The sequence below is a fragment of the Priestia sp. P5_B4 genome, assembly GCF_056400385.1.
The window spans coordinates 1-3,996 of record NZ_JBFULJ010000322.1; the positions used below are offsets into that span (position 1 = coordinate 1).

The 3,996-nt window shown below is 39.2% G+C and carries 5 protein-coding genes and 1 pseudogene; 4 read left to right on the top strand and 2 right to left on the bottom strand.

The features are described from left to right. Nucleotides 1-261 (bottom strand): annotated as a pseudogene (locus AC1DRF_RS18420) (hydroxymethylglutaryl-CoA lyase); the annotation flags it as partial. A gap of 177 nt (nucleotides 262-438) precedes the next feature. Here AC1DRF_RS18420 and AC1DRF_RS18425 point away from each other — a divergent pair. The 4 genes from AC1DRF_RS18425 to AC1DRF_RS18440 all read left to right on the top strand — a co-directional run bounded on the left by AC1DRF_RS18425 (nucleotide 439) and on the right by AC1DRF_RS18440 (nucleotide 3,553). Further along, nucleotides 439-1,626, top strand: coding sequence for an acetyl-CoA C-acetyltransferase (locus AC1DRF_RS18425; RefSeq protein WP_043976310.1), 1,188 nt, complete (start codon nucleotides 439-441; stop codon nucleotides 1,624-1,626). A 235-nt stretch (nucleotides 1,627-1,861) separates the two neighbouring features. After that, entirely contained in the window at nucleotides 1,862-2,551 is a 690-nt protein-coding gene (locus AC1DRF_RS18430; RefSeq protein WP_025750456.1) for a CoA transferase subunit A, read from the top strand. A gap of 20 nt (nucleotides 2,552-2,571) precedes the next feature. Beyond that, on the top strand, nucleotides 2,572-3,240 hold the full coding sequence (locus tag AC1DRF_RS18435; protein WP_043976312.1) for a 3-oxoacid CoA-transferase subunit B: 669 nt from the start codon (nucleotides 2,572-2,574) through the stop codon (nucleotides 3,238-3,240). Between the two features lie 64 nt (nucleotides 3,241-3,304). Next, nucleotides 3,305-3,553 carry a YqkE family protein gene (locus AC1DRF_RS18440; protein ID WP_427075267.1) on the top strand — a complete coding sequence of 83 codons (249 nt, stop codon included), beginning with the start codon at nucleotides 3,305-3,307 and terminating at the stop codon, nucleotides 3,551-3,553. Between the two features lie 27 nt (nucleotides 3,554-3,580). Here AC1DRF_RS18440 and AC1DRF_RS18445 read toward each other — a convergent pair. Next, on the bottom strand, nucleotides 3,581-3,996 hold a 416-nt coding region (locus AC1DRF_RS18445; RefSeq protein ID WP_477741348.1), incomplete at its 5' end, for an aldo/keto reductase.

The window sequence follows — 3,996 nt, forward strand, 5'->3', positions numbered from 1 at the left end:
TTCCAAGCCTTTTTGGTTCGGCACAAGCACAATGTTTCGGCATGTATCAGGCTGAAATGTATCTGCAACAGTAGAAGCATCTTTCATTTGAGGAACCCATTTTGGAGAAACAAAGGATGTAATTTCGATTTCGGATAGTCCAGCTTCTTTTAATTTTTTGATAAAATTAATTTTTTTTTCAGTTGGAACAAAATTTTTTTCATTTTGAAGGCCATCTCGTGGACCAACTTCTATAATTGTTACTTTTTCAGGAAATCCCATAAACCGCTCTCCTCCTACATTGTAAACGCTTACTAATATTTATTTTAATTCTAAAAAATTAAAATTCAATAAAAATTATAAATTTTTACAAAAAAAGAGGAATTTCGCAAGCGATGTCGAAATTAATACAGGTGACAGTTAATCACAGTAATCAAACAGTAAGGAGAGGTTTTCGACATGGGTCAAACAGAAGTAGTCATTGTAAGCGCTGTACGTACAGCAATCGGCAGCTTTGGGGGAAGCTTACAAAATGTATCCGCAACAACTTTAGGTGGTACTGTAATTAAAGAAGCTTTAAACAAAGTAGGGGTATCAGCAAACGAAGTAGATGAAGTTATTATGGGAAATGTCCTACAAGCAGGTTTAGGACAAAATCCAGCACGACAAGCAACTTTAGCAGCAGGTTTACCTGAAACTGTTTCAGCATTAACCATCAATAAAGTATGCGGATCAGGACTAAAAGCAGTACATCTCGCTACACAAGCGATTCTTGCTGGGGATGCTGATGTGATTGTTGCTGGTGGAATGGAAAACATGAGCCAAGCACCATACTTATTAAAAAATGCACGCAACGGGTTTAAAATGGGCGACCAAAAAGTAGTTGACAGCATGATTCAAGATGGATTATGGTGTGCATTTAACGACTACCATATGGGCGTTACAGCTGAAAATCTGTGTGATAAATATGAAATTACTCGTGACGAACAAGATGCGTTTGCAGCTTCAAGTCAGCAAAAAGCAGAAGCAGCTATTCAATCTGGTCGTTTCAAAGATGAAATCGTGCCAGTAGAAGTGCCTGGAAGAAAAGGTCAAGTAACTATTTTTGAACAAGATGAGTTCCCACGTGCAGGCACAACGGCTGAAAGCTTAGGGAAACTACGTCCAGCCTTCAAAAAAGACGGTTCTGTAACAGCTGGTAATGCATCTGGTATCAATGACGGTGCAGCGGCAGTAGTGGTAATGAGCCGTAAAAAAGCAGACGAGTTAGGCCTAACACCATTAGTGTCAATTAAAGGTAATGCAACTGCGGGAGTAGACCCAAGCATTATGGGAATCGGTCCTGTAAGCGCAGTGAAAAAGGCGCTGGAAAAAGCTGCTGTTTCATTAGAAGATGTTCAATTAGTAGAAGCAAACGAAGCATTCGCTGCACAGTCAATCGCTGTGGATCGTGAACTTCAATTTAATCATGATATTTTAAATGTAAACGGTGGAGCAATTGCGCTTGGACATCCTATTGGTGCAAGTGGTGCACGTGTCCTAGTTTCACTTATTCATGAAATGCAAAAACGCGACGCAAAACTTGGGTTAGCAACGTTATGTATTGGCGGAGGCCAAGGCGTTGCAACAATCGTTGAACGTCCTTAATTTGATATAGTTTTAACAAACATTAAAGCTATATCACAACGCCACAGATTCCAAACATACAGCTTTGGAACTCGTGGCGTTTTTGTTTTTCCTTTAATTTGTCTAGTAATATAACTTTTTTGACAAAAAAATGATTAAATTATAATTTTCAGTTATATATATATTTAAAAAGAAATAAAAATCTTTTATAATAGATTAGAAAGCGTTTTCAAAAATAACGAAGGGGTGGTTATGTATGAAACAAGTACATACGTCGTTTAAAGAAGCGGTGAAAGATATTCACGACGGTGCTACGATTATGGTCGGTGGTTTTGGTTTATGTGGAATTCCGGAGAATTTGATTTTAGCGTTAGTTGAAACAGGGGTAAAAGATTTAACCGTAATTTCAAATAACTGCGGCGTAGACGACTGGGGACTTGGACTGCTTCTGAAAAACAAACAAATTAAAAAGATGATTGGTTCTTACGTGGGAGAAAATAAAGAGTTTGAAAGACAAGTATTGTCAGGAGAAATTGAAGTAGAATTGCTACCTCAAGGCACGCTAGCTGAAAAGATTCGCGCCGGCGGAGCGGGCATACCTGCATTTTATACACCAGCGGGAGTGGGAACACCCATTGCTGAAGGAAAAGAAGTTCGCGTGTTTGAAGGAAAAGAATATTTACTAGAAGAGGCGTTAAAAGCTGATTTTAGTTTGGTTAGAGCTTGGAAAGCCGATCATATGGGTAACTTAGTGTATAACAAGACAGCGCGCAATTTCAGCCCAATGATTGCAGCAGCAGGAAAAGTGACGATAGCAGAAGTGGAGGAACTTCATCCAACAGGCTCACTTGATCCAAATATTATTCACACACCTAGTGTATATGTTCAATCGTTAATTATTGGTGAACAAGAAAAACGTATTGAGCGTTTAACCGTTCAAAAATAACAAAAGGGGAGAGATTTTTCATGATTGAAAACGGCGTGAACGTGAGAGAGCGAATTGCAAAACGTGCTGAAAAAGAAATTTTGGACGGGTTTTATGTAAACCTTGGAATTGGTATTCCAACGCTTGTGGCTAATCATATCTCAGATAATAAAACGGTGGTGCTTCAGTCCGAAAACGGTCTGTTAGGCATTGGACCATATCCGAAAGAAGGAGAAGTAGATCCTGATTTAATTAATGCAGGTAAAGAAACAGTCACGGCGACAACAGGCGCTTCTTATTTCGATAGTGCTGAATCGTTTGGAATGATTCGCGGAGGGCACATTAATATTGCGATTTTAGGAGGAATGGAAGTCTCAAAAACTGGTGACTTGGCAAACTGGATGATTCCTGGAAAAATGATTAAAGGAATGGGCGGTGCAATGGATTTAGTTCACGGAGCACAGCGCATCATTGTTATTATGGAACACGTGACGAGAAAAGACGAGCCTAAAATCTTAAATGAGTGCAGCCTCCCTCTGACAGGAAAAGAGGTAGTGGATCGCATTATTACAGATCGAGCGGTCATTGATATTACGGCAGAAGGTCTAAAGCTTGTTGAAGTAGCGAAAGGCTATACGATAGAAGATATTCAACAATCTACAGAGCCAACTTTAATTATTGATGAACATGTAAAACTAGATGCATTTTGATTTTTGGTAACAAAAGCAAGAATATGATACAATATCTCTCAATTAAAGTAGCGGGGGAATTGTGATGGCTAAAAAAAAGCAAAAACAATCAGCACAAAAACAAAATGATCAGCTCAGTATCAAAGATCAGCTAAATGATAGCTTATTAAAACAGCTTCAAGCTAAAAAACAGGCGCTTTCTTTAAAAGAAGAAGAGCAGAAAGAAACAGAGCGTAAAGAAGCTGCTCGAATTCGAAAAGAAAAAGAAAAAAATAAGTCGTTTGAAGAACTGTTAAATGAAAGTGATTGGAACTGGTCTGAATTTAAAAAATAAAAGCGCCGGTAAAGGCGCTTTTATTTTTTAACGGTGAGCTTCGTATTGATTTGCTTTAAAGATTGATTGCAGCTTGCTAATTTCAGTAGGCTGAAGCGGGGAAGCCTCGACAGCTTTGACGTTTTCACGAAGCTGTGAAGAAGAGCTTGCTCCTGCTACAACCGAGGCTACCGTAGGATTAGCTAAACAGTATTGAAGTGCCGTTGAGTTTAGAGAGTGAGTTGGTCGTACGTGACGAAATTCTTCTATCGTTTTTGCTAATTCCGTACCGCTATAATCTAAGTAGCCCTTGCCCTCGAATGCAGCAAGTTTTTGCTCTCCTTTTTCGGTTAGCAGCCCTTTGGCTACTGGACCTCTCGCTACAACGCTAATGCCGTTGTCATGTAAAAGAGGAAGTGCACTTTCTTCAGGGCGTCTGTCTAACAAGCTGTATTGCATCATGA

Excerpts from the sequence above, each read along its gene's own strand:
- AC1DRF_RS18425 (WP_043976310.1), top strand. The coding sequence starts at position 439 with ATGGGTCAAACAGAAGTAGTCATTGTAAGCGCTGTACGTACAGCAATC.
- AC1DRF_RS18430 (WP_025750456.1), top strand. The coding sequence starts at position 1,862 with ATGAAACAAGTACATACGTCGTTTAAAGAAGCGGTGAAAGATATTCAC.
- AC1DRF_RS18435 (WP_043976312.1), top strand. The coding sequence starts at position 2,572 with ATGATTGAAAACGGCGTGAACGTGAGAGAGCGAATTGCAAAACGTGCT.
- AC1DRF_RS18440 (WP_427075267.1), top strand. The coding sequence starts at position 3,305 with ATGGCTAAAAAAAAGCAAAAACAATCAGCACAAAAACAAAATGATCAG.